Annotated in this window: 22 protein-coding genes; 11 read left to right on the forward strand and 11 right to left on the reverse strand. The window is 53.7% G+C overall.

The genetic code is table 11. The annotated features are described in order from the left end of the window. Window positions 1–203: 203 nt before the first annotated feature. The 5 genes from lpxC to SD69_RS05945 all read left to right on the forward strand — a co-directional run bounded on the left by lpxC (window position 204) and on the right by SD69_RS05945 (window position 7,340). On the forward strand, window positions 204–1,115 hold the full coding sequence (gene lpxC / locus SD69_RS05925) for a UDP-3-O-acyl-N-acetylglucosamine deacetylase (RefSeq protein ID WP_041524489.1): 912 nt from the start codon (window positions 204–206) through the stop codon (window positions 1,113–1,115). A 265-nt stretch (window positions 1,116–1,380) separates the two neighbouring features. After that, window positions 1,381–2,313, forward strand: a complete 933-nt coding sequence (locus tag SD69_RS05930; RefSeq protein WP_041524490.1) for a M23 family metallopeptidase — start codon at window positions 1,381–1,383, stop codon at window positions 2,311–2,313. Between the two features lie 108 nt (window positions 2,314–2,421). Continuing rightward, a complete protein-coding gene (gene secA, locus SD69_RS05935) occupies window positions 2,422–5,142 on the forward strand; it encodes a preprotein translocase subunit SecA (RefSeq protein WP_041522479.1) in 2,721 nt (906 codons plus the stop codon). A gap of 13 nt (window positions 5,143–5,155) precedes the next feature. Then, window positions 5,156–6,376, forward strand: a complete 1,221-nt coding sequence (argJ, locus tag SD69_RS05940; protein WP_041522480.1) for a bifunctional glutamate N-acetyltransferase/amino-acid acetyltransferase ArgJ — start codon at window positions 5,156–5,158, stop codon at window positions 6,374–6,376. A 1-nt stretch (window position 6,377) separates the two neighbouring features. Beyond that, window positions 6,378–7,340: a Nudix family hydrolase gene (locus SD69_RS05945; RefSeq protein WP_041522481.1), complete on the forward strand. Its 963-nt coding sequence runs from the start codon at window positions 6,378–6,380 to the stop codon at window positions 7,338–7,340. 159 nt (window positions 7,341–7,499) lie between these two features. On the opposite strand, the gene yacG is transcribed toward SD69_RS05945, so the two are convergent. The 5 genes from yacG to pilB form a co-directional block, all read right to left on the reverse strand. Next, window positions 7,500–7,685, reverse strand: a complete 186-nt coding sequence (gene yacG / locus SD69_RS05950) for a DNA gyrase inhibitor YacG (RefSeq protein WP_041524491.1) — start codon at window positions 7,683–7,685, stop codon at window positions 7,500–7,502. 205 nt (window positions 7,686–7,890) lie between these two features. Continuing rightward, window positions 7,891–8,502, reverse strand: coding sequence for a dephospho-CoA kinase (gene coaE, locus SD69_RS05955; protein ID WP_041522482.1), 612 nt, complete (start codon window positions 8,500–8,502; stop codon window positions 7,891–7,893). Between the two features lie 132 nt (window positions 8,503–8,634). Then, window positions 8,635–9,510, reverse strand: coding sequence for a prepilin peptidase (locus SD69_RS05960; RefSeq protein ID WP_041522483.1), 876 nt, complete (start codon window positions 9,508–9,510; stop codon window positions 8,635–8,637). Between the two features lie 4 nt (window positions 9,511–9,514). Further along, window positions 9,515–10,774, reverse strand: a complete 1,260-nt coding sequence (locus SD69_RS05965; protein WP_052480927.1) for a type II secretion system F family protein — start codon at window positions 10,772–10,774, stop codon at window positions 9,515–9,517. Window positions 10,775–10,776: 2 nt separating this feature from the next. Beyond that, a complete protein-coding gene (gene pilB / locus SD69_RS05970; protein ID WP_041522484.1) occupies window positions 10,777–12,486 on the reverse strand; it encodes a type IV-A pilus assembly ATPase PilB in 1,710 nt (569 codons plus the stop codon). Between the two features lie 333 nt (window positions 12,487–12,819). Between pilB and SD69_RS05975 the strand changes: the two genes are divergently transcribed. Continuing rightward, window positions 12,820–13,305 (forward strand): pilin, encoded by a 486-nt coding sequence (locus SD69_RS05975; protein ID WP_041522485.1) that lies wholly within the window; start codon window positions 12,820–12,822, stop codon window positions 13,303–13,305. Window positions 13,306–13,450: 145 nt separating this feature from the next. Beyond that, a complete protein-coding gene (locus tag SD69_RS05980; protein WP_041522486.1) occupies window positions 13,451–13,933 on the forward strand; it encodes a pilin in 483 nt (160 codons plus the stop codon). 186 nt (window positions 13,934–14,119) lie between these two features. Here the strand turns inward: SD69_RS05980 and nadC are convergent, their stop codons facing one another. Then, a complete protein-coding gene (nadC, locus tag SD69_RS05985; protein ID WP_052480928.1) occupies window positions 14,120–14,980 on the reverse strand; it encodes a carboxylating nicotinate-nucleotide diphosphorylase in 861 nt (286 codons plus the stop codon). Window positions 14,981–15,294: 314 nt separating this feature from the next. On the opposite strand from nadC, the gene SD69_RS05990 reads away from it, so the two are divergent. The 4 genes from SD69_RS05990 to SD69_RS06005 all read left to right on the forward strand — a co-directional run bounded on the left by SD69_RS05990 (window position 15,295) and on the right by SD69_RS06005 (window position 19,821). Beyond that, entirely contained in the window at window positions 15,295–17,715 is a 2,421-nt protein-coding gene (locus tag SD69_RS05990; RefSeq protein ID WP_052480929.1) for a DUF1631 domain-containing protein, read from the forward strand. A 118-nt stretch (window positions 17,716–17,833) separates the two neighbouring features. Continuing rightward, window positions 17,834–18,406 (forward strand): 1,6-anhydro-N-acetylmuramyl-L-alanine amidase AmpD, encoded by a 573-nt coding sequence (ampD, locus tag SD69_RS05995; RefSeq protein WP_041522487.1) that lies wholly within the window; start codon window positions 17,834–17,836, stop codon window positions 18,404–18,406. A gap of 12 nt (window positions 18,407–18,418) precedes the next feature. Beyond that, window positions 18,419–19,327: a regulatory signaling modulator protein AmpE gene (gene ampE, locus SD69_RS06000; protein ID WP_041522488.1), complete on the forward strand. Its 909-nt coding sequence runs from the start codon at window positions 18,419–18,421 to the stop codon at window positions 19,325–19,327. A gap of 11 nt (window positions 19,328–19,338) precedes the next feature. Further along, the gene (locus SD69_RS06005) at window positions 19,339–19,821 is read left to right on the forward strand and encodes a YajQ family cyclic di-GMP-binding protein (RefSeq protein WP_041522489.1); all 483 of its coding nucleotides are present in this window, start codon (window positions 19,339–19,341) and stop codon (window positions 19,819–19,821) included. A 462-nt stretch (window positions 19,822–20,283) separates the two neighbouring features. On the opposite strand, the gene cysZ is transcribed toward SD69_RS06005, so the two are convergent. The 5 genes from cysZ to gatC all read right to left on the reverse strand — a co-directional run bounded on the left by cysZ (window position 20,284) and on the right by gatC (window position 24,622). Then, a complete protein-coding gene (gene cysZ / locus SD69_RS06010; RefSeq protein WP_041522490.1) occupies window positions 20,284–21,030 on the reverse strand; it encodes a sulfate transporter CysZ in 747 nt (248 codons plus the stop codon). Between the two features lie 14 nt (window positions 21,031–21,044). Continuing rightward, window positions 21,045–21,341 (reverse strand): PA4642 family protein, encoded by a 297-nt coding sequence (locus SD69_RS06015; protein WP_041522491.1) that lies wholly within the window; start codon window positions 21,339–21,341, stop codon window positions 21,045–21,047. Beyond that, the gene (gene gatB, locus SD69_RS06020) at window positions 21,338–22,786 is read right to left on the reverse strand and encodes an Asp-tRNA(Asn)/Glu-tRNA(Gln) amidotransferase subunit GatB (RefSeq protein ID WP_041522492.1); all 1,449 of its coding nucleotides are present in this window, start codon (window positions 22,784–22,786) and stop codon (window positions 21,338–21,340) included. The genes SD69_RS06015 and gatB overlap by 4 nt, the downstream gene beginning before the upstream one ends. Before the next feature lie 12 nt (window positions 22,787–22,798). Beyond that, window positions 22,799–24,253: an Asp-tRNA(Asn)/Glu-tRNA(Gln) amidotransferase subunit GatA gene (gene gatA, locus SD69_RS06025; protein ID WP_041522493.1), complete on the reverse strand. Its 1,455-nt coding sequence runs from the start codon at window positions 24,251–24,253 to the stop codon at window positions 22,799–22,801. A gap of 81 nt (window positions 24,254–24,334) precedes the next feature. Further along, the gene (gatC, locus tag SD69_RS06030; RefSeq protein ID WP_041522494.1) at window positions 24,335–24,622 is read right to left on the reverse strand and encodes an Asp-tRNA(Asn)/Glu-tRNA(Gln) amidotransferase subunit GatC; all 288 of its coding nucleotides are present in this window, start codon (window positions 24,620–24,622) and stop codon (window positions 24,335–24,337) included. Window positions 24,623–24,757: the final 135 nt, after the last annotated feature.

Consider the following 24,757-nt stretch of genomic DNA (forward strand, 5'->3'; position numbering starts at 1 on the left):
CCGCTTTACGCAGCCATAAAAGATGGGCGATATCGCTGTGCGGTGGTTTTGTTGGGGCCTGACGTTTGTATTAGGGTCGAAACTGCTGTGAAAGTGACGGTTAATGTCGGAATCTTCGTCAATTAGTCGTGACTTTGCGCGATCGAGTATAACGCCTGCACGGGATGTTTGTTTACACCATCTATATAGAGCCAAACCCAACAATGATCAGACAGCGTACCCTCAAAAATGCCATTCGCGCCACAGGTGTGGGTCTTCACACCGGGCAAAAAGTTTATCTTACTCTGTTACCTGCCCCCATCGACAGCGGTATTGTGTTTCGTCGCGTCGACCTTGACCCGGTGATTGAGATTGAGGCCAAGGCCGAGAATGTGGGCGATACCACGCTGTCGACCAGCCTGATAAAGGGTGATGTAAAAGTATCCACGGTAGAGCATCTGCTATCGGCCATGGCCGGGCTTGGTATCGACAATGCGATTGTCGAAGTGAGCGCGCCAGAGGTGCCCATTATGGACGGCAGCGCTGGTCCGTTTGTGTTTTTGATTCAATCAGCGGGCATCCAGGAGCAGGCGGCGGCGAAGAAGTTTATTCGCATCAAGCGCCCGGTGACCGTACAAGACGGCGACAAAACCGCCAGCTTTATTCCGTTTGATGGCTTTAAAGTGTCTTTTTCGATCGAGTTTGATCACCCGGTGTTTCAGGGGCGGGCCCTCGAGACCTCCGTCGATTTCTCTAGTACCTCGTTTGTAAAAGAGGTTAGCCGTGCGCGCACCTTTGGTTTTATGCACGAGATTGAGTACTTGCGCTCAAAGGGTTTGGCCAAAGGCGGCAGCGTCGATAACGCCATCGTGGTCGATGAGTACCGTATCCTCAATGAGGATGGCCTGCGCTACGAAGACGAATTTGTTAAACACAAAGTGTTAGACGCCATTGGCGATTTGTACTTGCTGGGTAATAGCTTGATTGGTGAGTTTAAGGCTCATAAATCGGGCCATGCGCTTAACAATAAGTCGTTGCGTCAGCTAATTGCGCAAAAAGACGCTTGGGAAGTGGTCACCTTTGATGACGAAAATGCAGCGCCTATTTCATATATGAAACCGCTGCTCGCTGTATAGCTCTCGACTGGTTATCGTTGCGACGATAATTGGCCGTAAAATGAGGCTCGCAGATTGTACTCTGCGGGCCTTTTTTATATAGTTGGCAAAATTAATCGCGCAAATAATCAAATCGAAATAAAATCACGGCGCGATATAACCATGGTATGTACGTAAAATGGCGTAAAATGTAGCGATATGCTTAGGGTTCTGGGTGTGTCAGTACTTACTTTTTGCTAGCCGTTTAATAAAAGACAAACAAAAGGTTACCCCTAAGCAAACCGACATGAAGATTATTCTGGTCAGTAAACGCCACGGTCACGCGCGCAGCATTACGCTGGGCGGCTGGACGCGTGCGTTACTGTCGGTGTGCATTTTAGGATTGCCGGCGGTTGCAGGTGTTTTGGGTTACCACTTGCTGGTGGCGCAAAATAACAGCGACTTATTTACCGCTGAATCCCGTCGGGCCTGGGATACCGCGCTCGCCGAGCAGCAAAGTCAGGTTTTAGAGAGTCGCCAGCGGGCGCGCTCCGAAGTCGCTGCTCTGACCTTAAAAGTGGCCGAGCTGCAGGCGCGGCTGGTGCGGTTGGATGCTTTGGGCGAGCGTCTCACCAATATAGCCAAGTTAGACTCTGGTGAGTTTGATTTTAGCCAATTGCCCGCGTTAGGTGGCCCGGAGGAGGCCGAGTTAGGTGATGCCTATTCACCTCCTCGCTTTATTGATGCTATCGATGAGCTATCCCGGCAGATCGCCAATCGCGAGCAACAGCTAGAGACTCTGGATGCGCTACTGGTCAACCGGCGCCTTAAAGAAGATATTTTTGTGGCCGGCCGCCCGATCGAAAAAGGCTGGATGTCCTCGCGCTATGGGCGGCGTACTGATCCGTTTAGCGGTAAAGTGGCCTGGCATGGCGGAGTTGATTTTGCCGGCAAGGAAGGCGCCAATGTGATTGCGGTGGCCGCTGGTGTTGTTACCTGGTCGGCCGACCGGGACGGCTACGGGCATTTGGTTGAGGTTAATCACGGTGGTGGCTTCTCGACCCGATATGCCCATAACAAAGAAAACAAAGTAAAAGTTGGCGACGTTGTTAAAAAGGGCCAGGTCATTGCGTTGATGGGCTCGACGGGTCGCTCGACGGGGCCTCATGTGCACTTTGAAGTGTACAAAAATGGCCGCTCTGTCGACCCTGCCTCGTACATACATCGCACCTTGCGATAACCCTCTTTCGGTTTTCATCTCTCTCTCTATTGTGCCTGAGCTTCAGGCTGTAGCGCGGTTGTCTTAGGGCAGCGGCGCAGACGTTTATTGATTTTATGGATTTATTGCATGTTAGCTAAAGTGACTAAGTGGGTCTTGGGCTCCAAAAATGATCGCGTACTGAAACGTATGCGCAAAACCGTAGCGCGCATTAATGAGCTGGAAGAGCAAATGCAGGCCCTCTCCGACGCGGAGCTAAAAGCCAAAACTGCCGAGTTTCAGCAGCGTTTCGCCGACGGTGAAAAAATCGACGCGATTCTGCCGGAGGCTTTTGCCGCCGTGCGAGAGGCCAGCCATCGCGTTTTGGGTATGCGCCACTTTGATGTGCAGTTAATTGGTGGTATGACGCTGCACGAAGGTTGTATCGCTGAGATGCGCACCGGTGAAGGTAAAACCCTGATGGCCACTTTGCCAAGCTATCTGCGGGCGATTACCGGTAAAGGTGTGCATATTGTTACGGTCAACGATTATCTGGCGAGCCGCGATGCGGCCTGGATGCAGCCGCTGTATGAATTTATGGGGCTGAGCGTAGGTGTTATTCAGTCGGGCCAAATGACCGATGCCAAGCGCGAAGCCTACGGCGCCGACATTACCTACGGCACCAACAACGAGTTTGGCTTTGACTACCTGCGCGACAACATGGCCATGCGCAAAGAAGACAAAGTCCAACGCGAGCTGCACTTTGCTGTGGTGGATGAGGTGGATTCGATTCTGATCGATGAGTCGCGCACACCGCTGATCATCTCGGGCCCCACGCAAAACAGCGCCGAGCTGTACCAGCGCATGAATAAACTCATCGGCAGTCTGACTCGTCAGCAAGAAGACGAAGAAGAGGGCGATTACTATGTGGATGAGAAAAGCCGTCAGGTTGAGCTGACCGAGCAGGGTCATCAGCATGTCGAGCAGCTATTGATTGACGCCGAGCTACTGCCAGAAACAGACAGCTTATACTCGGCCGCTAACCTGAGCTTACTGCACCACGTAAACTCGGCACTGCGTGCTCACGCATTGTTTCATCGCGATGTCGAATACATTGTGCAAAATAACGAAGTCGTGCTGATTGACGAGCACACGGGCCGTACCATGGCGGGCCGGCGTTTGTCCGAGGGTTTGCACCAGGCGATTGAGGCAAAAGAGGGCGTGCGGATTCAAAGCGAGAGTCAAACGCTGGCCTCGACCACCTTTCAAAACTACTTTCGCCTGTACCCAACCCTGTCGGGCATGACAGGTACCGCTGATACCGAAGCGTTTGAGTTTCGCGATATTTACAGCTTGGATGTGGTGGTTATCCCCACCAACCGTCCCACCCAACGCATCGATAAAAACGATTTGGTGTACTTATCGATCCCGGAAAAATTTGATGCGATTGTGCACGATATTGAAGAGTATCGTAAAAACAACGCGCCCATTTTGGTGGGTACCGCCTCGATTGAAACCTCCGAGGAAATGTCTAAGCGCTTAAAGCAAGCCGGTATTCCGCACCAGGTGCTTAACGCTAAGTTCCACGAAAAAGAAGCCGAGATTATCGCTCAGGCCGGCCGCCCCGGTAACGTCACTATCGCCACCAACATGGCGGGTCGTGGTACCGATATTGTGTTGGGTGGCAGCTGGGAGGCCGAGGTGGCGGCGCTTGGCAACGCCTCTGAGGCACAAATAGAAAAAGCTAAAAACGAGTGGAAGGTGCGTCACCAGCAAGTCATTGAAGCCGGCGGCTTACACATTATCGGTACCGAGCGGCACGAGTCGCGTCGTATCGATAACCAGCTGCGTGGTCGTGCCGGTCGTCAGGGGGATCCGGGGGTTACCTGTTTTTACCTGTCGCTCGAAGACAACCTGATGCGTATTTTTGCCTCAGATCGCGTGCGTAATTTAATGCAAGCGCTGGGCATGGAAAAAGGCGAGGCGATTGAGCACCGCATGGTGAACAACGCCATCGAAAAAGCGCAGCGCAAAGTCGAAGGGCGCAACTTTGATATTCGTAAGCAACTGTTGGAATACGATGATGTGGCGAACGATCAGCGGCAAATTGTGTATCAGCAGCGCAACGAATTGTTAGAGGCACAAGACATTTCTGACACCGTTGCCAACGTGCGTGAAGATGTAGTGGGTGATTTGGTCAGTGCCCACGTACCGCCGCAATCCATTGAGGATCAGTGGGATATCCTAGGCTTAGAGAAACAATTAGAAGCGGACTTTGGTTTGCAGCTGCCGGTGCAGCAATGGCTGAACGAAGACGACAACCTGCACGAAGAAACCCTGCGCGAGCGTATTCAGCAAGCAGTACAGCAAGCGTATAGCGAGAAGTGTGAGCGCATTGGTGAGGTCATGCGCGAGATCGAGCGTCAGGTGATGCTGCAGGTGCTGGATAACTCGTGGAAAGAGCAGTTAGCCAGTATGGATCATTTGCGCCAGGGCATTAACCTGCGCTCTTACGCGCAGCGTAACCCTAAACAAGAGTACAAGCGCGAAGCCTTTTTCTTGTTCCAGGAAATGCTCGAGACCGTTAAGCGCGAGTCGATTAATATGCTCGCGCGGGTCGAGCCGGTTAGCCGCGAGCAAATGGAAGAAATGGAACGCCGCCGTATGGCGGAAGAGGCTCAGGCGCGTCAAAAAATGCAGCTCACTCACGATGAGGCCTCGGCCATGGGCACCGAGGGCGCTAAACGCCCCGAGGCCGGTCAGGCGGGCGCCGCACCCGTTACCCGCGAAGGCCGCAAAGTGGGCCGCAACGATCCGTGTCCCTGCGGCTCAGGGAAGAAATATAAACAGTGTCACGGTACGCTGACTTAAGAGAGTTCATAACATGGCTGTAGGTGAATATCTGTTTCCCTCTATGCCGCCGGTGGCGGGTGTTGCCATTGCCGCCGCGGGCGCCGGTATTAAAAAGCCTGGGCGCGACGATGTACTGCTGTTTGCGTTGGCGCCCGGCAGTTCTGTGGCCGGGGTTTTTACGCAAAATGCGTTCTGCGCGGCGCCGGTTAAGGTGTGCCGCGCGCATCTTGCCGAGGCCGAGGCGCGTTATTTAATTATTAACTCGGGTAACGCCAACGCCTGCACCGGCGATTCGGGTTACCAAAACGCGTTAACCGTGTGCGCCAGCGTTGCGGCGCAAATGGGTGTCGCTCAGGCACAGGTGTTGCCGTTTTCTACCGGGGTTATCGGCGAGCCACTACCCGTCGCTAAAATTACCTCAGTAATACCCACGCTGTGTCAAAGCACTTGTGAAGATGCGTGGGAGCGCGCAGCACGCGCCATTATGACCACCGATACTAGGCCGAAAGGGGCAACCCGACAGCTGGTGCTGGACGGTCAGACGGTGACCGTGAATGGCGTTGCCAAGGGCGCGGGCATGATCAACCCCAATATGGCGACCATGTTGGGGTACATTGCTACCGATGCCGCCGTGGCGGCCGATGTGTTGCAAAAGTTGGTGCGCGAGTCGGCCGGGTTGTCGTTTAACCGAATCACGATTGATGGCGATACTTCGACCAACGATGCTTGCATGCTTATGGCATCCGGCCAGGCGGGTAACGCGGTTATTAGTGATACCAGCTCAGGCGATTATGCGCTGTTGCGCGCGGCGGTGATCGATGTGGCCACCGAGCTGGCACAGGCCATTGTCGCCGACGGTGAAGGCGCCACTAAGTTCGTTACCATCGATGTGACTGGCGGCGCCAATCACGATGAGTGCTTAAAAGTGGCCTACGCCGTAGCGCACTCGCCACTCATTAAAACGGCGCTGTTTGCCAGTGACCCTAACTGGGGCCGTATCGTGGCTGCCATTGGCTATGCCGGCGTTACAGACCTGGACGACGAGGCCGTGACCGTGCATTTAAACGATGTGTTGATCGTCGAGCACGGCGGCCGCGCGGCCAGCTACACCGAAGAGCAGGGTCAGCAAGTGATGAATGGCGAGCGCATCACCATCGCTATTGATTTGGGCCGTGGTGCGGCACAGGAAACCCTGTGGACTACCGACTTATCCTACGAGTATGTGCGTATAAACGCCGACTACCGCACCTAATATGAAGCAAGTGCATGTGGCCGTTGGTGTACTGACGGATTCAGACGCAAACATCTTAATCGCCAAGCGCCCACAAACCGCTCACCAGGGTGGTTTGTGGGAGTTTCCCGGCGGTAAGGTCGAGCCGGGCGAAACCGTCCAGCAGGCGCTTTCCCGTGAGCTCTATGAAGAGCTAGACGTGCACTGCAATAAGTTTCAGCCGGTGATTCAAATTGCCCACGACTATGGCGATAAGCGCGTATTGCTCGATGTACACCGCGTACTAAACGTTAGCGGTACGCCCATTGGCAAAGAGGGGCAGCCAGTGCGCTGGGTAACGGCCGCCGAGCTTAATCAATACCCGTTCCCCGCTGCCAATTACCCTATCGTCAATGCCTTGCAGTTGCCTGAGCGAATGCTTATTACCGGGCCGTTTGACTCTGAGGCGGATTTTTTAGTGCGACTTGATAACGCGTTAACACAAGGGTTTCGCCTGATTCAGCTGCGCGCCCCACAGTTATCGCCAGACGGATTAAAGCCGTTGGCACAAAAGGTTAAGGCACGTTGCGCCGAGTATGGCGCTAAGCTTGTAATCAATACGGACATTGCGCTTGCAGCGGAATGTGAGTCAGACGGAGTACATTTAAACAGCGAGCGGTTGCACGAGTTGACGCAACGGCCCGCGAGTTTCTCGGGTTGTTTGGTGGGTGGCTCTTGTCATAATGCGCACGATATCGCCCAGGCGAATCATTTAGGGCTCGACTATCTGGTGCTGTCGCCGGTGCAGGCGACCTCCTCACACCCCAATGTCAGTCCTATGGGATGGGATACATTTGCCGAGCTTACCGCTCAGGCAAAGATGCCCGTATACGCATTGGGGGGTATGACCGAATGCGATATTAATAAGGCGCAGCTCGCCGGCGGGCAGGGCGTTGCCGCTATATCGGCGTGGTGGGGCGGTGAAAGTCTGACGTCGGACGGCTGATGTTGGAGCCAAGTTTATGGCTAGGCTCTTGTTAAATTGCTAAGGGAGTCGTCACTCTCTCGCCCTCATTGCCTGCCGAGATTCGCAATTCATCTGCAAAGCGCGCAAGCACCATTTATCTTCAGGCCTGCCGTTCGGCGTCAATCATCCGATCTTCTTTTATTCAAACTCGTCATTCTTAGCCTGGGCATCCTCGCCCGGTATACGGTGACCCTCGCTCGCCCACTCCCCCAAGTCGATTAACTTGCAGCGCTCGGAGCAAAATGGGCGGTGCGGGTACTTGTCATTCCAGTACACAGTGGCTTGGCAGGTGGGGCAGTTGAGTTTAATCACATCATCATTCATGGCCGCGATTATCCCTTGAGTTGAGCGGTGCCGCAAGTTGGCAAAGTACGGCGCGCGGTAAATCAAAGCCACTGGGCTCCCATTTTCATGGGAACGACGGTGAGATGCCGAGCCCAGCACACACTCTACTACACCGTCATCCTGGGCGTAGCGAAGCGGGGACCCGGGATCCAGGGTCTGAGAGCTTGAAATACCACGCGACAACCTAATCGAGCCTACTGCTCAAAGCCAAATAACGTTGATGCAACTTACCAACCTGCACCTCAAGGTCATCCAGGCTGCCATGATTGTGCAGTACATCCTGCGCGCGGGCCAATCGCTCGGTGCGGCTTAACTGGGTCGCCATAATCGCCTCGATTTGCGCCGGTGCAATATTGTCCCGCAGTGCGGCGCGGGCTACTTGTGACTCTGGCGGGCAGTCGATAACCAATATACGATCGGTGAGCTGGTGCTGGGTAGTCTCTAGCAGCAATGGCGATACAAACACCACATACGCCGACTGGGCATTAGTGAGTTGCTCTTTTAAGCGCTGATTGATAATGGGGTGCAGCAGCGCCTCCAGCCAGGCTTTTTGGCTGGGGTCGGCAAAAATAAGTTGCCGCAGTTGCGCTCGGTCAAGTGTGCCATCAGGCTGTATAATTGCGGGGCCAAAGTGTTGGGCGATATCGGCTAGGGCTTGGGTGTTAGGTTCGACGACTTCGCGGGCGACGACGTCGGCATCCACCACGCAAATCCCTAACCGCTCAAAGCAAGCCGACGCGGCACTTTTACCGCTTCCGATACCGCCGGTAAGGCCGATGGTTAAGCGGTGGGCCATGTGAACTCCAGCGAACGCGTTATCTTAGTTGGTGGACGGTGGACGGTGGACGGTGGACGGTGGACGGTGGACGGTGGACGGTGGACGGTGGACGGTACTGCATTAGTTCGTCACGATCCGTTCCCCGTTCCTTCACCCCACCATCGCCACTTGCAAATACTGCGCGACAATTTCATCGCCCCACAGCAGCGCAATCCAGCCGGCAATAGCTAAGTAGGGACCAAACGGAATGGGTATGTTTTTATCGCGGCCCATTATTAAAATCATGCCGATGCCAATAACCGCACCCACCAGCGACGATAAAATAATAATCAGTGGCAGCATCTGCCAGCCCATCCAGGCGCCCAAGGCCGCGAGTAATTTAAAATCGCCGTAGCCCATTCCCTCTTTGCCGGTCAGCAGCTTAAACAGCCAAAATACCGACCAGAGTGATAAATAACCAAATACAGCGCCCCATAAAGCGCTGGGTAAATCGGTGACTAAGCCAAAGTAATTAACAATCAACCCCAGCCACACCAAGGGAAGGGTAATGTCATCGGGCAGTAACTGGGTGTCGATATCAATAACCGTTAATACCAGCAGCGCCCAAGTCAAAAACAGCAGCGCACCAGAGGTGGCGGTTACCCCAAACTTAATCACAATAGCCAGTGACAAAAGCGCTGTTATAGTTTCAATAATTGGGTAGCGGGGGGATATACGTACTTTGCAGTTCGCGCATTTACCCTTAAGCAGTAAATAGCTAATAACCGGTATATTCTGCCAGGGCTTAATAGCGGCTTTGCACTTGGGGCAGTGAGAGGCCGGAAAGGCCAAGCCGAGCTTTTCTGCTGGTGTGTCGTTTGGTTGCTCTAACAGCTCGCAGCACTGCTCACGCCAAGACGCCTCCATAATTTGGGGGAGGCGCAGGATGACTACGTTGAAGAAACTGCCGAGAGTTAAACCAAATAAAACGGCAACAATATACACAAACCAGCTGTACTCGCTGGCTATAAAAGAGGCTGTCGACATCTAGCTAAATAACCTGACCGATTTGGAAAATAGGCAAGTACATGGCGATCATCAAGCCACCCACTAAAACGCCCAGTACTGACATAATCATGGGTTCTAGCAACGACGATAAGCTGTCGACTTTGTTATCCACGGCCTCTTCATAATAAGCTGCTACTTTATCCAGCATCTCGTCCAACGCACCCGACTCTTCACCAATGGCGGCCATCTGGATCAAAAGTGACGGGAATATCCCTTGGTTACGGATGGCGGTATTTAACTGGATACCGGTCGATACGTCTTCTCTTACCCTAACAATGGCGTCGGCGTAAATACGGTTGCCTGCCGCACCGGCAACGGATGTTAGTGCATCGATAAGAGGAACACCTGCTGCGAAGGTGGTTGACAGTGTTCGGGCGAATCGGGCCATTACTGATAAATATAATATATCCCCAATAATAGGGAGTTTAAGCATGTATTTATCGACTGCATAAGCCACTTTAGGGCTGCGTAGTTTAATCTCCTTGAAGACAAAAAATAGCACAATGGCGCCAAACAAAAATTGTATCCAATATGCCCTGGCAAGATCCGAGAGGTGTAATACAAATAGAGTGAAGGCGGGTAACTCAGCACCAAAGTTGCCAAAGGTTTCGGCAAACTGAGGTACTACCTTAATAAGCAAAATAGCGGTAACTACTACAGCCACCAAAATTACGGCAATCGGGTAGGTTAAAGCCTTTTTAATTTTGGCCTTTAGCGCTTCGGTTTTTTCTTTATAGGTGGCAATCCGGTCAAGCATGGTCTCAAGTGCACCGGCCTGTTCACCGGCATCGACTAAGTTACAAAACAAATCGTCAAAGTATCGAGGGTGTTTGCGCAGCGCTGGAGCAAAGCCAGTGCCGGAAGCGACCTCGTCGCGAATTTCATGCACCAGCTCTTTAACCGATGGGTTGTCCAAGCCGTCGGCAACAATATCAAATGCCTGAACCAGTGGTACACCCGCTTTCATCATAGTGGCCATTTGCCGAGAGAATACCGCGATATCGCTAGGTTTAATTTTCTTCTTACTGCCGCCAAATAAGGGTTTCGGTTTTTTCTTAACCGATTTAACAAGTAGGCCTTGCTTTTGTAAGTGAGCACGAATTAATGCCGGGCTGGTACCGCTGGTCTCCCCCTGTACCGCCTTGCCTTTTTTGTCGGTAGCTTTATACACAAAGGTCGAAGAGGTGACGGCTTTGGTTGGCCTGCGTGTTTTTGCTTTTTGTTGCGCGGTTGCGGTCGCCATGGTTAATCCTTGGTCACTCGATTGGCTTCTTCCAAGCTGGTTAGGCCTTGAGCTGCTTTGCGCAGCGCAGAAACTCTTAAGTTATTAAAACCCGCCTCGTTAGCTGCTTTGGCTATTTGAAGTGAGTTTCCCCCCTCCATTATAAGGCTAGATATCGCTGATGTGATGCGAACTACTTCATAGACGCCCACACGGCCTTTATACCCTTTTAAGCAAGAGTCACACCCAACCGGGTGGAACAGCTCAAACTCCTCCCGTGGGATGCCGATATCGTCGAACCCCTCTTCGGTCAAAATCTCCGGTGGTATATCGGTTGCCGGTTTTTTGCACTTGGGGCACAGGCGGCGAGCCAAGCGCTGGGCAATAATTAAGCTAACGCTGGTGGCCACGTTAAACGCTGGCACCCCCATATTAAGCAAGCGGGTTAAGGTCTCGGGGGCGCTGTTGGTGTGCAGGGTAGAGAGTACCAAGTGGCCGGTTTGTGCCGCTTTAATGGCAATCTCGGCTGTTTCCAGGTCGCGAATCTCACCCACCATTACAATATCGGGGTCTTGGCGCAAAAATGAGCGCAACGCCTCGGCAAAGGTTAGGCCTACCTTGGTGTTCATTTGTACCTGATTAATGCCTTCAAGGTTAATTTCCACCGGGTCTTCGGCGGTGGAGATATTGCGCTCCTCGGTATTAAGAATGTTTAAGCCTGTATACAGCGATACGGTTTTACCGCTACCGGTGGGGCCCGTGACCAGAATCATTCCCTGTGGCTGCTCCAGTGCGTCCAGGTACATCTTCTTTTGGGCGTCTTCGTAGCCCAGCGCATCAATGCCCAATTTGGCGGAGCTTGGATCCAGAATCCGCAGTACGATCTTCTCGCCAAACAGCGTTGGTAGCGTGTTCACCCGAAAATCAATGGCCCGGGTTTTGGATATTTTCATTTTAATCCGGCCGTCCTGAGGTACCCGGCGCTCGGAAATGTCCATTTGCGACATCACTTTTAAGCGTGCAGCCAGTCGGGTGGCCAAGTTAATGGGCGGGCGCGACACCTCTTGCAATATGCCGTCGGTGCGCAGCCTAACCCTGTAGGCCTTCTCGTAGGGCTCGAAGTGAATATCAGAAGCGCCAATTTTAATCGCGTCCAGCAGTACTTTATTAATAAAGCGCACAATGGGCGCCTCGTCGGCTTCGCTGGTTTCGTCATCCTCTTTTACTGCGGCCCCTTCGGTGCTTAGCCCGTCTAAGTCTTCATCGTCCAGCCCACCCAAGGCATCGCCAATGCTCTCTTCATTGGCGTTGATGTAGGCCTCGATGGCAACGGTGAGTTTATCTGCCTCGACTAACACGGCCTCGGTGTTAATGCCGGTATTAAATTTAATCTCGTCTAGCGCGTGCAGGTTGGTGGGGTCGACCACGCCGACAAACAAACGGTTGCCACGACGCATTAAGGGCAGAGCGCGGTGCTTTTCAATCAGCTTGGCATCCACCAGTTTGCTGGGCATCGATTGCGGGTTAAGGGCCTTAAGGTCAAATACCGGGGTGCCAAACTCGTCGGCGGCGACCTGAGCCAGGGTTTTGGCATCTAGCACACCGCTCTGCACCAAATAGATAACAAACGGCAATTTTTGTTTGTTTGCTTCGGCCAGCCCGCTCGCGGCTAGAGTTTCATCCAGCAAGCCATCGCTAACCAGTCGCTTTGCCAATCCGTTAAGTGCTGCCATAGGCTTAAATGCTTTTGTTCGTGTAGTAGTTTAGGTTGCAAGCTTAATGCCTTATGTATAAAGGCTCTTATCAGCGTTTACTTTACGAACTGTTGGCCTTGTTGGCAATGTTTGTGTGGTGCGACTCATTTTTACGGCCCCAATGTGACGTTTTTGGTCAATGTTGGTCGTGGGGGGGCAGCGCTTAAGGTTTTTTTAAGCTCGGCGTGCGGTTGTTGAGGCGGCATGTCGCGATCATGATTGTTGGCCCACACTTTGCTCAGGGTAGTTTAGGCTCGTAAGGGCCCGGATAGATATCTAACGATTATACTTTGAGCATTCTTGGAGGCTCTAATGAAAAAAGTACAACAAGGTTTTACTCTGATCGAATTGATGATCGTGGTTGCGATTATCGGTATTCTGGCGGCGGTTGCACTGCCAGCTTACCAAGATTACACCATCCGCTCTCAGGTTACTGAAGGTATGAGCTTGGCATCTGCGGCTAAAACTGCTGTAGCCGAAACTTATATCAACCGTGGTGTAGCGCCGGCAGATCGTACCGGGGCTGGCATGTCCGCAACCCCTACTGACACCAATGGCCAGTATGTTTCTCAGGTTGCGGTGGCAAATGGCGAAATTACTGTGACCTTTGGTGTTAATGTGAACGCCAATATCAATGGTAACACTTTGGTCCTGACTCCTTACGAGTCTGCTGACGGCTCTATCGCGTGGCAGTGTAATAGTGCCACCGCGGGCCCTGTTCCTGGTGGTGCAGCACTTTCTGGTCCTACTCTTGGCACGTTGCCAGCCCAGTACGCTCCTTCACAGTGCCGCACTTAAGATGCATTAAGTTCGGTTAGCTGAGGCTACTGACTAAAAGCCGCCTCTTGGGTAACCAGAGGCGGCTTTTTTTACGCTCGGGCTAGTTTCGTATTCGTTTGGGTTGTTGTGTCGATGAACGCTTTAGAAAATATTTGAGGCTACTATGAAAAACAATGAAGGCTTCACTCTAATAGAGCTAATGATTGTGGTGGCAATTATTGGCATTTTGGCATCGGTAGCGTTGCCAGCTTATAAAGATTACACCATTCGCTCTCAGGTTACGGAGGGGATGAGTTTGGCGTCGGCCGCTAAGTCGGCTATCGCCGAAACCTATATAAATCGTGCCGTGGTTCCGCTTGATAGGGCTGGGGCGGGCATGAGTGCGGCTGCCACCGATACCAGTGGCCAGTATGTGTTGTCCGTAGATGTGGTGGCTGGGGAAATTGTGGTGACCTTTGGTGTTAACGCAAACCCTGAGATCGTGAATAATACTTTGGTGTTAACGGCCTATGAGTCCGCCGACGGCTCACTTGCCTGGCAGTGTAGCAGCGCGTCCAGTGGGCCGCTGCCTAATGGAGTGGCGCTTGGCGGCCCAACCCAGGGAACATTGCCTTCACGCTACGCTCCGACGGAGTGTCGGGCCTAATTACAATAGTTGGCGGCTGGGGCAGGCGGGAGCTCGAGCTGGGCGCGTGCCTTTTATGAGGTTCGAATGCGGAGGAGCCGGGGCTAGGTGCTCAGCCTTGAGGTCCCGGCCCCGTGATTTCTTATGTGAAGAAGTTCCAGTGCTTCAGTTAAGTTCCTTCATCACGGCAGGCGTCCGAAGTCAGCCTTATCCGACCCGCATCGACAAATCCACCGCCCGGCAATGCTTGGTTAGTGCTCCCACAGATATCCGGCTGATATTTTTAAATAAGCTTTTCTGGGCGTTGATTTGCGCAATGTCTACCCCGCCCGATAGCTCTAGCTGTGCCGTAAAGGCTTTGCCTTCTAGGTGACGGTTTACATCTTCTAAACTCATCTCGTCTAGCATCACAATATCCGCGCCGCTGGCCAGGGCTTCATCTAGCTCGGCAAGGGTTTCTACTTCTACCTCTAGCGGTTTCTCGGCGGCGATCTCGCGGGCTTTGGTTACGGCGGCCTTGATGCTGCCGGCGGCGGCTATGTGATTTTCTTTTATCAAGAATGCGTCGTATAGGCCGATACGGTGGTTATGGCAGCCGCCACAAGCGACGGCGTATTTTTGTGCGCTGCGCAGGCCGGGTAGGGTTTTGCGGGTGTCGAGGATTTTTATGGGCAGACCCGCTACCAGCTGGGCGTATTGTTGAGCGGTGGTGGCTACCCCCGAAAGCAGCTGCACAAAGTTAAGGGCGGTGCGCTCGCCGGTAAGCAGGCTGCGGGCTGGGCCGTCTAACTCAAATAGGGTGCTATTGGCGGTGGCGCGCTGACCGTCGGCAAAGTGCCAAGTGATGGTAACGTCTGGGTCTAGTTGACGAAACGTCTCTTCAACCCAGTCTTTACCACAAAAAGTGCAGTCCTCGCGGGTAATAATGCGGGCTTTGGCGTGTTGCTTTGCGGGAATTAATAGGGCGGTAATATCGCCACTGCCGATGTCTTCGTCCAGGGCGGCGGTTACATTTTTAATAAGGTCGCGGTGCAGGCCGGGGATTTGGTCGGCGTATTCGCTAAGCATAGTAAAGCCCTGAGTGGTAAAGGGGCCTATTGTATGAGATTTGCGGCCGGTTGTTGAGTGGCTTGGTTGGCTGATGGCGGACCCGGATAGTGGCGCGATTTAGGCTTATGTTGTAATGCGTGACACCACTTATAACCAAAAATACAGTTATTTTATGGTGGCGCAAGAAAAGTTATAGTTGGAGGCTGTTTTTAGCCTTAAATGTGATAGATGCCGCAATACCGGCTTTTGTTATTGGGAGTTTGTGTTGTGCAGCATATACTTATAGATGTGAACAAGTCCTTATTTTGAGTTTCCCTTACCGGGTTATCACCATGTCCGAATCGTCTAACCACGAAAATGTTGTGTCGCTCAGGGCCGAGCGTGAGGTAAAAGCAACCCAGGGACGAGAACCCCAGGCTGTGCTGGCACGTATGCCGGCGGCTATGCACGCGCTGCGCGAAAAAGCGCGTCAGAGCCTGCAGGGCTTGTTGCGCAATTTATTTGATAAGGCCGACGATGCCTTATTTGAGCTGGCGGACCAAGCCACCAATAATCACGAACAAAACCTCTACTTTGACTCGATGCGTCAGGTGCGTCTGCACCGCAAAGACACCGAGGCGGACTTCTTTTACCAGATTGATGTGGGCTTTGCCCGCATTATGGACGCGCAAGCGTTTCCTGAGCCGAATAGTGACGACGAGTCGACCAACCTCGATAACCTTGCCTTGGTGGCCAACGACGAGCTGGAAGAGATGGTTGCCAGCGAGACCATGGTTAACCGAGCCAACGAGCAATACTCTGAGCGTGTGCAGCACTTAACTCTGCGTATGGATCAGCTGGTACCGGTTAAGGTGTATCAAAAGAACAACCCTGTGGGTTGCGATGCAGTATGTACTGCCTTTGTGACTGCCTCTAGCGGTATCGATATTGATGTAAAGGCGCGCCTGGTGTTGCTCAAACTGTTTGATCGCTTGGTGATGTGCCAGCTGGGCACATTATACGACGAGCTAAACCAGCATTTAATTGAGGCAAACATTTTACCCTCGCTGCGCGGTGGCGCGGTGGCGCGTAAGACCAAGTCCAGTGCCTCAAAATCGGCCGAGAGGCCGCAGCAGTCTAATACCCACGAGGGCGATCAAGGGCAGGACGAAAACGCCGAAGAGCTTTTGGGTACTTTGCGCGAGCTGCTAAAGGCGCAAGGCGGATCGGCGGCCCAGTCACAGGCGGCGCCTGCCGGGCCAAGCCTGTCCTCGCAAGATTTACTGAGTATTTTAACCCTGGCGCAGCAGCGCTCGGCGCCTCAGGCGAGTGCTTCGCACACTCTAAGTGCGGACGACATTAAAACCCAAGTGGGCCACCTGCTGGCGCGCGGGGGCGCCGGTGAGCGGCAGATTAACGATATTGACGAGGACGTTATTAACCTCGTGAGTATGATGTTTGAGTTTATTTTGGAAGATCGCAGCCTGGCAGCCCCCATGAAGGCGCAATTGGCACGCTTGCAGATCCCTATGATTAAAGTGGCCGTGGCTGATAAATCGTTTTTTGGCAAAGGCGGCCACCCCGCGCGGCGCCTGCTGAACGAGATGGCAACGGCGGCTTTAGGTTGGCAAGATACCGGCGAAGAAAATCGCGGTAAAGATATGCTGTACCGCCAGATCGACCAAACCGTGGCGAAGGTACTAAGCGACTTCAGCAAAGATGTGGGCATCTTTGATAGCTTATTGCTGGAGTTTCGCGCCTTTCAGGAGAAAGAAAAGCGCCGCTCAAAGATTTTGGAGCAGCGTACCATTGATGCCGAAGACGGCAAGGCGAAGTCTCAGCGCGCCCGTGCCGACGTCGATGCCGCCCTGGAAGAGGTCACCGCGGGTGTTGCGTTGCCAACAGCTGCTGCCGAGTTACTGGCCAGTGCTTGGTCGAATGTACTGTTTATTACCTGTTTAAAGCAGGGGCCCGAGAGCGAGACGTTTGCTAAGCAATTGCAAACCGCGCGCGAGCTGGTGTGGAGCACCACGGCAGTGATGACCGGTGATAACCGCCAGCGGTTGCTTAAGTTGGTGCCGCGCCTGCTGGCTGAATTACGCAACGGCTTAGAGGATATTGCCTTTAACCCCTACCAAATGGGACAGCTGTTTAAGTCACTTGAAAAGCTGCATTTAGAGATCTTGCGTAGCAAGCCTAAAGCAGCCGCGCCAGAGGCCGCAGCACCGCCCGATAAGCCGGAATCAACGCCGCCGCTTAGCCAGGAGCCTGAAGCGGTTACTCGAGCGAAACAGCCTGAGGTGCCGGCAGCTCCGGTAGTGGCCGAGCCGTCAGTACCCGATACGGTGGCCGTGGTTGAGACTTTAGAGCCCGATTACGGCAAAACGGCCGAAGAAAAACCTGAACCTGTCAGCCCGGCCGTGGCCAGTGCAGAGGTGGTTGAGCCTACAGTCGCCGACACAGCCAGCACGGATGATATTGATACCCAGCATCTCGCGCTGGTGTCTAACCTGACTCAGGGCAGCTGGTTTGAGATGGTCTCGGCCTCTGGTGAGGCATACCGTTGCCGCTTAGCGGCGATTATCAAGCCCACGGGCAAATACATTTTTGTCAATCGCACCGGTATGAAGGTCGCCGAGGAAGACCGTCCAAGCTTAGCCAAAGCCTTAAAAGAAGGGCGCATCCGGGTGCTGGATGACGGCATGCTGTTTGATCGCGCACTGGAATCGGTGATTGGCAGCCTGCGCCAGCCGCGAGGCAATAGCGGCCGCTAATGTAAGTATTTGCGGTTAACGATACAAGCGACAACGGCAGGCTTAGCTCTGCCGTTGTCGTATCTGTCTGGCGCATTGATTATACTGGGGCAACTTAAGGGCCATCAGAGTTGTACCGTTGTTAAACACTCCACAGCACATTCATATTGATGATTCCGGCTGGATTAACCCGGCGCGGCACATTTGCTCACCCAATTTTGGGGCCCGGCCCGCGGGCGCTGAAGTCAGCCTGCTTGTGGTTCATAATATCAGCCTCCCTCCCGGTGAGTTTGGCAACGGCTATATTGAGCAGTTTTTTACCAACCAGCTCGACTTTGATGCCCACCCCTATTTTGCCTCTATTGCCCATTTGCAGGTGTCATCCCACGTGCTTATAAACCGTAGCGGCGAGCTGGTGCAGTTTGTCTCGCTGCTCGATCGTGCCTGGCACGCGGGCCGCTCGTGTTTTGCCGGCGTTACTGAGTGCAACGACTACAGTATAGGGGTGGAGCTAGAGGGTACAGACACTGAGCCCTACACCGATGCACAGTATGGGGCGTTAGGGTGTTTAACGGATGCTTTGTTGGCGTATTTTCCAGCGATAACACCAGAGCGAATTACCGGTCATTGTGATATTGCGCCCGGGCGTAAAACAGACCCGGGCGAGGCGTTTGATTGGGATAAATACTATTCACACATAACAGTGCGTTAAGGCGGAGCGGCCGTGACTTTTATAAGTTTAGTGATTGTGTTGTTACTGGTGCAGTGGTGGGGCTCGGGTAAACCCCTGCATCGCGATCAATGGTTTTTTAATGGCTGGCAGAGGTTGCCGCACGCTAACGCGCGATTGGGGCGCGGCCCATGGTTGTGTGTGCTCGCGGTAGCGGTGCCGGTCGTGCTGCTGGCGGCGCTGGTTGTTTATATTGCGCTGTGCACCTCCGAGTTTTGGCTGCTGTTAATCAATATACCGGTGCTGCTGTATAGCTTGGGGCGCGGGGATTATGCCGGCGCGCTGCACACCTACACTGAGTCGGCCCACGCGGGTGACTCGGTTAAAGCGGCGAGTGTGCTCGACACGATGAACCTGGACCCGGATTTGCGCGGCAGCCGCAATAGCGATGACTGGACCGCGCTCAATCGTGAGGCGCTGCGGGTATTTACCTATCGCGGCTTCGAGCGAATGTTTGCGGTTATTTTTTGGTTTATGGTGGCCGGTGCCCCCGGGGCTTTGGCGTACCGTTTAGCGGTGTTGCTGTGGGGGCATTTGCTGGACGTCAACGACTCCCGCGCTGGCCAGGTGGGGCGTGTTTTGATGATTATCGAGTGGCCTGCGGCGCGCTTACTGGGGCTAAGCTGGGCGCTGGTGGGGCACTTTGAGTGCTGCATGGTGCGCTGGCGCCATTTGTGGTTGTCGTCGCGGACACTAACGCCGGTGTTTTTGGTGTCGGTGTTAGTGGGCGCAATGGGTGAGGAGAGCGACTGGTCTAAAAGTGGCGATGCGCGGCGTTTTCAGCCGGCGGCGCGAATCGAGCCTAGCTATTCATTACATTTGGTTGAGTCGGCGGCAAGTATGTTTTCGCGTGCGCTTTTGCTGTGGGTGTTTGCCGTAGCGGTCGTCACTTTAATGCTTTAACAGGAGATAGTATGCCTTCGTTTGATGTGGTTTCTGAGGTAGAAAAACACGATTTAACCAATGCGGTTGATCAGGTAAGGCGGGTTATTGTAACGCGCTATGATTTTAAAGGCGTTGAGGCTGATTTTGAGCTAAAAGACTACGTGGTTACCATGAAGGCGGAAGCCGAGTTTCAGCTGCAGCAGATGCTCGATATGTTACAAAGTGCACTGCTTAAAAATAAAATCGATATCGCCTGTTTGGAGGTAAAGCCTGCACGGGCTAGCGGTAAAACAACGATACAAGATGTGGTGGTGCGCACCGGTGTCGAGACTGAGCTGGCGAAGAAAATCGTTAAAATGATTAAAGAACAAAAGCTAAAAGTACAGGCGCAAATCCAGGGCGATCAACTGCGGGTGACCGGTAAAAAGCGTGACGATTTGCAGGGTGTAATCGCGTTTTTAAAAAGCTCGGATATTGAGTTGCCGCTGCAGTTTACTAACTTTCGCGATTGATGTTGGTGGGGGTGAGTGATGTGCAGCTCCTTCACTCCATCGCCGTCGTCGTTCCCATGAAAATGGGAGCCCAGTGTCTTTGGTTTATCTTACGCCGTAGCCCCCCGGGACGCTGGATCCCGGGTCTCCGCTTCGCCCGGGATGACGTTGTGGCGGATATGGTGTTGGGCTTCACGCCGCCCCCTCTCCTCGATCGTCGTTCCCATGAAAATGGGAACCCAGTGTCTTTGGTTTGTCTCACTCGGTAGCCCCCCCCCCGGGGACACTGGATCCCGGGTCTCCGCTTCGCTGCGCCCGGGATGACGTTGTGGCGGATATGGTGTTGGGCTTCACGCTGCCCCCACTCCTCGACCGTCGTTCCCATGAAAATGGGAACCCAGTGTCTTTGGGGTTAGTTGATCACCTATAGGTAAGCAACTTACTCATTATCACGTAGAAATATTCTATTAGTTCAGAGCGGTGTTATTGAGCGAGGTTTTGGTGCCGGAGTGATTCGACCCAGTACACGGTGGCTCCGGCAACGGCGATGGGCATGGCGAATATGTTAACAATGGGTATCATGCTGGCGAGCATTACCATACCGCCAAATGGGTAGCTGGTGAGTGGCGCTTGGCCTAACAGGTAGCGCATGCGGTCGAAGGGAGTTTGGTGATTGTCGGCGGGGTAGTCGATATATTGCACGGCCATACACCAAGCTGACCAGAGCGCCCCCACCACGAGAACCACAAGATTTAATCCAGGTATAAACCAACTGACTAACACGAGTAATAAGACCAATAACCCGCGTGTAATAAAATACCAAAGCTTAACCAGCTCGCGACCAAGGGTGCGGGGGATTAGTTGCGCCCAGGTTTCTTCGGGCGGTGTTACGCCGGTGAGTTTTTGCTCGATTTTTTCGGCCAGAATGCCGTAAAAGGGGGCGGCAATTAAGTTGGTGATGACGTTAAAGCTGTAGCCGTACACAAATAAAATGACACAGGCGAAAATAGCCCACAGTAGCCACGCCAGAAACTCTAGCCAGCCGGGTAGCCAACCCATTAAAAACGTTAAAAAATCGCTAAATAGGTGGATGAGTGCGACGGTGGCTAGTGTAAATACCACGATGTTAGCCAGCAGGGGCACGATGATAAATCGTTTTAACCCGGGGGAGACGAGAAGCCCCGCTCCTCGGGTTAAATAATCAACAGCATGGGCTGGGTTGCCTTTCATGCGATGGCGTACCGTTATTTGGCTCCGGCCTGCTCTAGAGCAACAATGTAATCATCGGCAATGCGATGGGTTTTGATAGTCTGTAAAAAGGTTTTTCCGTCAGTGCCTGTGGCATTAAGGTCGTAACCGGCCTCTTGAAAAAACGTTAAAAAGGTGGCGAAGTTTTCTTCGCGCATGCCTCGGTAGGCTTTCTCCAGTAAGTGGAAGTCGCGACTGACGCCTTCGGGTGCAGGGTATTGTAAAAAGCTTTTGATGCGTTCGTTGTCAAAAACTTCGCCCAGTACTTTTTGTTTGTCTTTTTTCAGTGTCATTGCTCGTTCAACTTTTTCAGTAAGATTTCATTAACCGCTTGCGGGTTGGCCTGGCCTTTACTGGCTTTCATGATCTGGCCGACAAAAAAGCCGAGCATTTTGGGGCGCTTGGCTTCGTCGGCATTCACGTAGTTTTGCACTTGCGCCTGATTGTTGGCGATCACCTCATCCACCATTTTCTCGAGTGCACCGGTGTCGCTAACCTGTTTCAGGCCGCGAGCTTCGATAATGGTATCGGCATTGCCCTCGGCGTTGCACATACCCTCAAACACTTGTTTGGCAATTTTACCCGAGATAGTGCCGTCCTTAATGCGACGGATGAGCCCGGCCAGTTGCTCGGCATTAAAGGGGCAATCTTTTAGGGCGGTATCGGTTTTGTTTAAGTAGCCTGCCAAATCGACCATTACCCAGTTGGCTGCCAGTTTAGGCTCGCCGGATTCGCGTGCCGTGGTTTCAAAAAAGTCGGCGGTGGCGCGATCGGTGGTTAATACACCGGCGTCGTAAGCCGATAGCTCGTACTCGCTGACAAACCGGTCGCGCTTGGCGTCGGGCAGCTCGGGTAGGGTGCTTTTGATGGCGGCGATGTAATCGTCGTCTAGCATCACTGGCAGTAAGTCGGGGCAGGGGAAGTAACGGTAGTCGTTGGCCACTTCTTTACTGCGCATCGAGCGGGTTTCGTTTTTGTCGGCGTCGTACAGGCGGGTTTCCTGAGCAATGCTGCCGCCATCTTCGATGATTTCGATTTGCCGTTCGGCCTCGACATTAATGGCTTTTTCGACGAACTTAAACGAGTTGATGTTTTTAATTTCGCAGCGGTTGCCGAGTTTTTCTTCACCTTTTAAGCGCACGGAAACGTTGGCGTCGCAGCGCATTGAGCCCTGGGACATCTCGCCATCGGATATGCCGAGGTAGGTAATGATCGAGTGAATTTTTTTCAGGTAGGCCACGGCCTCTTCGGCCGAGCGCATGTCGGGCTCTGAGACGATCTCAATCAGCGGTGTGCCGGCACGGTTGAGGTCGATACCGCTCATGCCTTGGTAGTCTTCGTGCAGAGATTTACCCGCATCTTCTTCGAGGTGGGCGTGGTGCAACCGTACCGAGCGGGTCTCGCCGTTGGCCAGTTCGATGTCGATGACCCCGGGGCCGACGATGGGCTCTTCTAGCTGTGTGGTTTGGTAGCCTTTGGGTAAGTCGGGGTAAAAGTAGTTTTTGCGCTCAAAGACCGAGCGCTGGCCGATTTCGGAGTTCATCGCCAGGCCAAACATAACCGCGTAACGGAAGGCCTCTTCGTTGGCTACCGGCAAGGTGCCGGGCATGGCCAGATCGATCGCGCAGGCCTGGGTGTTGGCGTCGGCACCAAAAGCGGTACTGGCGCCGGAGAATATTTTTGACTGAGTGGCGAGCTGGACGTGAATCTCAAGCCCGATAACAATTTCCCATTCCATCGTGTCGTCCTCTTAGGCGGTTGCCGGTGCCAGCTGCTGGTGAAAATCGGTCGCGAGCTGAAATTGGTGCGCGACATTCAGGAGTTTGCCCTCGGCAAAATAATTGCCGATTAGCTGTAGGCCAACGGGTTTGTCATCGACCATTCCGCAGGGGATTGATAGCCCGGGCAGACCGGCCAGGTTGGTGGCGATGGTGTAGATGTCTTCGAGGTACATTGCAACCGGATCCTGGGTTTTAGCGCCAAACTCAAACGCCGGGGAGGGCGAGGTGGGCCCCAGGATGACGTCGACGTCTTTAAAGGCGTCGACAAAGTCTTGTTTGATCAAGCGGCGCACTTGCTGCGCTTTGTTGTAGTAAGCGTCGTAGTAGCCGGCCGACAGGGCGTAGGTGCCCACCAGAATACGGCGTTTAACTTCGTCACCAAAGCCTTCGCTGCGCGAGCGTTTGTATAAATCAGCCAGGTCTTTTGGCTCGTCACAGCGGTGGCCGTAACGCACGCCGTCAAAGCGCGACAGGTTGGCCGAGCATTCGGCCGGCGCGATCACGTAGTAAGCCGGTACCGCGAGGTCGGTGTGCGGCAGACTGATTGAGCGCGTTTTAGCGCCCAGTGATTCGTAGGTTTTAATGGCGGCTTGCACGGCTTTGGCGGTGTCCGGGTGCAGGCCCTCGCCAAAGTACTCCTCGGGGATGCCGATGGTTAGCCCGGCCAGGGAATCGCCGAGGGTGGTTGTGTAGTCTTCCAGCGGCTGGTCGACACAAGTTGAATCTTTGGCGTCGAAGCTGGCCATGGTGTTTAGCATTAAGGCTGCGTCTTCGGCGGTGCGGGTGAGGGTGCCGGCCTGATCGAGGCTTGAGGCAAAGGCAATCATGCCCCAGCGCGATACGCGACCGTAGGTGGGTTTTATACCAGTAAGGCCGCACAGCGCAGCGGGCTGGCGAATCGAGCCCCCGGTGTCGCTCGCGGTGGCGGCAGGCGCCAGTAGCGCGGCAACGGCCGCCGCAGAGCCACCTGAAGAGCCACCTGGTACGCAGTTGGTGTTCCAGGGGTTTTTAACTGGGCCATAGTAGCTGGTTTCGTTAGAGGAGCCCATGGCGAATTCGTCCATGTTGGTTTTGCCCAGCATCACCGCGCCGGCGCGCTGATAGTTTTCGACGATGGTGGCATCGTACGGGGCAATAAAGTTGTCCAGCATTTTAGAGGCGCAGCTGGTGCGTACGCCCTGAGTGCAAAAAATGTCTTTGTGGGCGATGGGGATGCCGCACAGTGGCGATGTGTCGCCGTTGGCTAAGCGCTCGTCGGCCGCTTTAGCTTGCGCCAGAGCAATCTCTGGAGTCACGGTAATGAAGCTGTTGTAGCGCGAATCGAGCTCGGCAATCCGATCCAGGTAGTGCTGGGTGAGCTCGACACTGGTTATCTCTTTACTGCGCAGCGCTTTGCCGAGCTGGGCAATGGTTTTGGTGTGCATGGATTTAGTATCCTTTGGAATAACTTACCGGTGGCGCGAGCAGGCTCGCACATGGGTTAGGGCGGTGTCACAAAGGTGCGGTTATTCTATGACCCGTGGTACCAAATAAAGGCCATCTTCGGTAGCCGGCGCCATGGCCTGTAGGGTTTCGCGTTGGTTGGGCTCGGTCACTTCATCGCGGCGCAGGCGCTGCACGGCGTCCAGTGGGTGAGCCATAGGGCTAACGCCGCTGGTATCAACCGCTTGCAGTTGATCGACCAGTGCGAGTACCTCAGAGATGCTTTGCGCCACGTTGGCGGCGGCTTCATCCGAGATATCGATGCGCGACAATTCGGCCAGCTTTTCGATGTCGCTTTTGTTTACTGCCATGGGCGTGCTCCGTCTAGGGCGCCAACGCATTAAAAGCTGTCGGCGCAGGCGTACTCATCGTTAATAAGGCTAATTTTACGGGTAAATGGCCCATTGCGGCCATCATTCGCTAAAAAATAGCGAGATTACCTCAAA

This window comes from Gilvimarinus agarilyticus (genome assembly GCF_000832015.1).
Taxonomy (GTDB): Bacteria; Pseudomonadota; Gammaproteobacteria; order Pseudomonadales; family Cellvibrionaceae; genus Gilvimarinus; species Gilvimarinus agarilyticus.

Excerpts from the sequence above, each read along its gene's own strand:
- lpxC (WP_041524489.1), top strand. The coding sequence starts at position 204 with ATGATCAGACAGCGTACCCTCAAAAATGCCATTCGCGCCACAGGTGTG.
- SD69_RS05930 (WP_041524490.1), top strand. The coding sequence starts at position 1,381 with ATGAAGATTATTCTGGTCAGTAAACGCCACGGTCACGCGCGCAGCATT.
- secA (WP_041522479.1), top strand. The coding sequence starts at position 2,422 with ATGTTAGCTAAAGTGACTAAGTGGGTCTTGGGCTCCAAAAATGATCGC.
- argJ (WP_041522480.1), top strand. The coding sequence starts at position 5,156 with ATGGCTGTAGGTGAATATCTGTTTCCCTCTATGCCGCCGGTGGCGGGT.
- SD69_RS05945 (WP_041522481.1), top strand. The coding sequence starts at position 6,378 with ATGAAGCAAGTGCATGTGGCCGTTGGTGTACTGACGGATTCAGACGCA.
- yacG (WP_041524491.1), bottom strand. The coding sequence starts at position 7,685 with ATGAATGATGATGTGATTAAACTCAACTGCCCCACCTGCCAAGCCACT.
- coaE (WP_041522482.1), bottom strand. The coding sequence starts at position 8,502 with ATGGCCCACCGCTTAACCATCGGCCTTACCGGCGGTATCGGAAGCGGT.
- SD69_RS05960 (WP_041522483.1), bottom strand. The coding sequence starts at position 9,510 with ATGTCGACAGCCTCTTTTATAGCCAGCGAGTACAGCTGGTTTGTGTAT.
- SD69_RS05965 (WP_052480927.1), bottom strand. The coding sequence starts at position 10,774 with ATGGCGACCGCAACCGCGCAACAAAAAGCAAAAACACGCAGGCCAACC.
- pilB (WP_041522484.1), bottom strand. The coding sequence starts at position 12,486 with ATGGCAGCACTTAACGGATTGGCAAAGCGACTGGTTAGCGATGGCTTG.
- SD69_RS05975 (WP_041522485.1), top strand. The coding sequence starts at position 12,820 with ATGAAAAAAGTACAACAAGGTTTTACTCTGATCGAATTGATGATCGTG.
- SD69_RS05980 (WP_041522486.1), top strand. The coding sequence starts at position 13,451 with ATGAAAAACAATGAAGGCTTCACTCTAATAGAGCTAATGATTGTGGTG.
- nadC (WP_052480928.1), bottom strand. The coding sequence starts at position 14,980 with ATGCTTAGCGAATACGCCGACCAAATCCCCGGCCTGCACCGCGACCTT.
- SD69_RS05990 (WP_052480929.1), top strand. The coding sequence starts at position 15,295 with ATGTCCGAATCGTCTAACCACGAAAATGTTGTGTCGCTCAGGGCCGAG.
- SD69_RS06005 (WP_041522489.1), top strand. The coding sequence starts at position 19,339 with ATGCCTTCGTTTGATGTGGTTTCTGAGGTAGAAAAACACGATTTAACC.
- cysZ (WP_041522490.1), bottom strand. The coding sequence starts at position 21,030 with ATGAAAGGCAACCCAGCCCATGCTGTTGATTATTTAACCCGAGGAGCG.
- SD69_RS06015 (WP_041522491.1), bottom strand. The coding sequence starts at position 21,341 with ATGACACTGAAAAAAGACAAACAAAAAGTACTGGGCGAAGTTTTTGAC.
- gatB (WP_041522492.1), bottom strand. The coding sequence starts at position 22,786 with ATGGAATGGGAAATTGTTATCGGGCTTGAGATTCACGTCCAGCTCGCC.
- gatA (WP_041522493.1), bottom strand. The coding sequence starts at position 24,253 with ATGCACACCAAAACCATTGCCCAGCTCGGCAAAGCGCTGCGCAGTAAA.
- gatC (WP_041522494.1), bottom strand. The coding sequence starts at position 24,622 with ATGGCAGTAAACAAAAGCGACATCGAAAAGCTGGCCGAATTGTCGCGC.